Annotated in this window: 2 protein-coding genes and 1 pseudogene; all 3 read left to right on the top strand. The window is 66.5% G+C overall.

What is annotated here, in order from left to right:
* Positions 1–275 (top strand): annotated as a pseudogene (locus D456_RS24875) (hypothetical protein); the annotation flags it as partial.
* Positions 272–2833 carry an ABC transporter permease gene (locus D456_RS0123095; protein ID WP_026116155.1) on the top strand — a complete coding sequence of 854 codons (2562 nt, stop codon included), beginning with the start codon at positions 272–274 and terminating at the stop codon, positions 2831–2833. The pseudogene D456_RS24875 and the gene D456_RS0123095, both read left to right, overlap by 4 nt.
* Before the next feature lie 108 nt (positions 2834–2941).
* Positions 2942–4171, top strand: a complete 1230-nt coding sequence (locus D456_RS24880; protein ID WP_017578551.1) for an ABC transporter ATP-binding protein — start codon at positions 2942–2944, stop codon at positions 4169–4171.
* Positions 4172–4200: the final 29 nt, after the last annotated feature.

Genomic DNA, 4200 nt, shown 5'->3' on the forward strand with positions numbered 1-4200 from the left:
CTCCCCTCAGGTTCGGTTTGCCGTTTTCATCCCACTTCAAAGTCGCTGGGATCACCTCACTGGACAGCGAATCGAGCCGTCAGATCATGGCGCTGTTGCGTGAGGCGGTCGACGAATTCGGGTCGACGCTCGTACTGGTCACCCACGACCCGATCGCCGCCGCATACTCCGACCAGGTCCTTTTCCTGGTGGACGGTCGCATCACCGACATGGTGGAGCGGCCCAGCGCCCAGAAGATCGGTGAAACCATGACCGCACTGGTAGGTGGGGCATGATCGGTATCGCATGGCGCACACTGCGTCGAGACGCGGGAACACTTTTTGGTGCTTTCCTGATGGTCACGGTGGGCGCGGCTCTGATAACCGCGTTCGCCATCGTCCAGGAATCTGTCGACAACACGCGAGCCCCGATTGAACGGTATACGGGCATCGATGTGGTCGCCTCCGGTGACAGCGGCACCTTTCCTGGATCGCTCATCGATGAGATCGAATCCGTCGAGGGGGTCGACACGGCCGTCCCTGAGCTGAACTTGAACGCCACACTTTTGGACAGTGGCGGATCCCCGGTCCTCGACCAGGAGGACACGGCGCAGTTCGCGCATTCGTGGACCAGCGCCACCCTGACCCCTTTCACGGTAGTCGAGGGGAGGGAACCCGCGGCGGCCGGACAGATCGCCATCGATGCAGCGCTGACCGAGCGTGCCGGAGTCAGCACGGGGGAGACCGTCCGGGTCGAGATCGGAGGCCTGGACCACGAGTTCGAGCTCTCCGGGATCGTCGATCCCACCGAGGGCCCGATGGAGCACCAACACGCGCTGTTCCTGCAGCCGGAACAGGCCGAAGAGCTCGCTGACCGCAGCGAGAATCGTTACGACGCCGTCGGGGTCGGCCTCGTGCCCGGTACCGACGGCGCTCAGGTCGGTGAAGAGGTGGAGCGCCTGGTCGCGCAGGCTCTGGCAGCGGATGTGGAAAGTCCCTCGGGTGTCCCATCGCACCAGGTGGCTTGGGGAGCCGACCGGGGCGACCTGGAAGGCACCATGCCCGACCACCAGGCTTCGGCCTCAGCCATGACGATGCTGGTGTGGATCGTCGCCTTCATGGCCGTCGCAGTGGTCGGCAGCGCCCTCATCACCTCGGTGCGCCGCCGAGCCGACCAGTTCGCCCTGCTGCGCGCGGTCGGGGCCACACCCCGGCAGGTCCGCTTCCTCTGCCAAGCGGAGGCACTGTTGATCTCTCTGCTGGCCGTGGTGGCCGGCGGGGTGGTGGGCGCACTGCTGGCCTGGGGCCTGATCGAGGTCTTCCGGGCCCTGGGTGTGGTGAGTCCCGTCCTGACCGTGTCCTACGGCCCCATGCCCCTGCTCGTCTCGGCGGCCGCGGTGCTGGCAGCTGCCCAGGTCGCTGCGTGGTTCACCGCTCGTTCGGCACTGCGAATCCGTCCCGGTGAGGCCCTGACCGGCAGAGAGGCGGCCCCGGTGGGGCGCCGCCGTGCGATCATCAGCAACACCCTGGGCGTGATCGCGGTCCTGAGCGCTGGCGGGCTGCAAGCAAGCAGCATGGCGGGCGCAGTACCCGAAGCACTCGAGGCCAGCTACGGCATGATCGCGAGTCTTCTGGTGATCGTCGGCGTTGGCTTCCTCGGGGCCACTGCGATCCGCCTGGTTGCCTTGGCGGCCCGTCGCCCTGTCGCGCTCTCCCCGGTCGGCGGATATATCGCGGCAGCCAATGTTCGCCTCCATTATCGCAGGTACGCGGGTGTGTCCGCGCCCTTGGCGGTTGGTCTGGCCATCGCAGGTTGGGCGATGAGCGGTCTCCCCCTGTTCGCTTTGGACAATGCCGATGAGGTCGCCGAGCGTTTCGACACCGAGCACATAGTGCGTACGCCCATCGTGCGGGAGGAGCACACCGGACTCTCACAGCCCGCGCACGAAGCGGTGAATCGCGTCGAGGGCGTCGAGAGCACCGTCGGTCTGCGTGAGACCTGGTTGGCGGTGGATGGCGAAGGCAACGGACCAGGGCAGGCCACCGGGTTCGAACCCGGTTCTGCCACCCGGGGCACGGTGTTCTCGGGCCAGGGCATGGACATGCTCGACCTCGGGACTGTCGAGGGCGACCCTGCTCGGGTGGACGCCGGCCAAGGACTCGCTCTGGGCGTCACATACGCCCAGCGGCAGGGCATCGAGTTGGGTGAGACCGTCCAGGTCGGCATCACCGGGTCCGAGAGCGCCGCGGAACTGGAGGTGGCGGCGCTTTTCGCCGATGACCGCAACGGTCAGGAGGCTGCAGTGGTGGCCGCACAGGCTCTGGAGGGCACCACTGGCCGGGCCTGGCACGAGTATGTCCTCGTCGGTGGGCCCGTGGACAGGGCAGAGTTGGCCTCGGTGCTCTCACCGGGCACTGTACTGGTCGAGGACCAGGCGACCTTCCGCGCGACCTACGTCGAGGAGCGCCGCGACGCAATCGACAATCTCGGCACCATAGCCACAACCCTGGTCGGGGTCTTCCTCGTGGTGGCGGCGGTCAATGCACTCGCTCTGTCGGCCTCCGACCGGCGCGACGAGCTCATGGCCATGCGACGGCTCAACGTCGGACGGAGACAGATCCACGCCATGGTCGGTTGGGAAATGGCCCTCACGGTCGTGCCTGCGTGGCTCCTGGGGATGGCCGCGACCTTCTGGATGGCGGTGGCGATGGCCGGCGGAGAGATCAGCGCGGCGCTGTGGGCCTTCCCCTGGGCACTCCTGACCGGGATCGGCATCCTCGCGATGCTGATCGCGCTGATCGGTGCCCGGGGAGCGACCAACGCCGCATTGCGTGAAAGAGCCCGCTCGGACTGAGCAGTGCCGGACCCTGTTCGCGCTCGACTATGACAAAGGTGAGGAGAACCGTGCAAGGCACACCGCCCCCCCCAGGACTCTAGCGCTGAGGCAAGAGAGGGAAAGGGCGTGCATCTGCGCACCCTGTGGTCCTACATCCGGCCCCACTGGCGGCTGATGCTGCTGGGGGGCATCCTCGGATTGGCGGGTAACGCTGCCTCCCTCGCTCAGCCTCTCGCGGCCAAGTGGGTCATCGACTCCGTGGGTGAAGGTGCTTTCGGTGCCGCCCCCCTGGTTGCCCTCACCGGTCTTGTGGTCCTGGGCGGGGTTCTCGCTGCCGCCGGAGCCTACGTGCTGGAACGGATGTCGGCGTGGGTCGTGCACGGGGTCCGTGCAGGCATGGTGCGCCACATCCTGCGTCTGCGCGTGGGTGTGCTGGACCGTCCCGGAGACCTCATCTCCCGAGTCACCGCGGACACGACGCTGCTGAGCAGGGTCGCAAGTCGCTCATTCGTGGACGCAGGCAACTCCGTACTCATGCTTGCGGGCGGTATCGCCCTGATGGCCTACCTCGACCTCCTTCTGCTCGGTGTCACGCTGCTTGTCTTCACCCTCATCCTGGCCGTGGCGGGAGTGGCGATGCCGCGTATCGCCCGGGCACAGGAACGCGCCCAGTCGGCAGTGGGCGAGATCGGGTCCGGTCTCGAACGTGTGCTCGGTGCTTTCCGGACCATCAAGGCGAACGGGGTCGAGGGGCGTGAGAGCAGACGGTTGGTGCGGGCGACCGACACAGCGCGCGATCATGTCGTGACCAGCGCCAAGTGGACCGCCCTGGCCCGAGTGGCCGCAGGTCTGGCCACTCAGGTGGCTTTCCTTTCCGTCCTCGGGATCGGCGGGGTCCGAGTGGCCGCAGGAGACTTGGAAGTCTCCACCCTGGTGGCCTTCCTGCTGTATCTGTTCAGCCTCACTCAGCCGATCGGAATGCTGGTCCAGGGCTTGACGGACCTGCAGTCCGGTTTGGCGGCTGTGCGGCGTGTGCGCCATGTCGAAGAATTGCCCCAGGAGAAAGCAGAGGGTACGAACACTCCGTGGGCCAAGGGGCCGGCCTCGTTGGAAATGGAGGAGGTGTCCTTCTCCTACACGCCGAACGAGCCGGTGCTGGACAGGGTCGGCTTCCAGGTCGGTGCGGGGAGCACTGTGGCCCTGGTGGGAGAGTCCGGGGGAGGAAAGACCACGATCTTCTCCCTCGTGGAACGCTTCTACGAGCCGGACGCAGGACGCTTGCTCCTGGACGGTGTGGATCTGCGGGAGTGGTCTTTGGAAGACCTAAGAGCGTGTTTGAGAAGGGTTAGGAAATGAGATCCTGGCTCGTCCATGCCTGCTGGCGA

It is taken from the genome of Nocardiopsis kunsanensis DSM 44524, assembly GCF_000340965.1.
In the GTDB taxonomy this organism is placed as follows: Bacteria; Actinomycetota; Actinomycetes; order Streptosporangiales; family Streptosporangiaceae; genus Nocardiopsis; species Nocardiopsis kunsanensis.